General features: G+C 68.9%; 1 protein-coding gene. It reads left to right on the forward strand.

The annotated features are described in order from the left end of the window. Positions 1-351, forward strand: a 351-nt coding sequence (locus AAE045_RS23545) for a M24 family metallopeptidase (RefSeq protein ID WP_455549730.1), incomplete at both ends; no start/stop codon positions are given.

The raw sequence follows: 351 nt of genomic DNA on the forward strand, positions 1-351 counted from the left end.
GCTGGCACTGCTGCCCAAGGACGCGGCCCGCTGCGCGATTCTCGGCGAGCCGCAGAGCGCGCTGGGCGCGTTCGTGCCGAACAACCCGGCGCCGGTCATCGATTACCTGGACTGGCAGCGCGGCTACAAGACCCCCTATGAAATCGCCTTGATGCGCCAAGCGCAGCGACTGGGCGTGCGCGGTCACCGTGCCGCCGAGGCGGCCTTCCGCGCCGGCGCCAGCGAATTCGAGATCCACATGGCCTACTGCCGGGCGGTCGGCCAGGACGCCAATGAGCTGCCGTACGGCAACATCATCGGTCTCAACGAGCATGCCGCAGTGCTGCACTACACCGACCTGGGCCGCAGCGC

Origin of the sequence: Dryocola clanedunensis (genome assembly GCF_038405435.1) — a bacterium.
In the GTDB taxonomy this organism is placed as follows: domain Bacteria; phylum Pseudomonadota; class Gammaproteobacteria; order Enterobacterales; family Enterobacteriaceae; genus Dryocola; species Dryocola clanedunensis_A.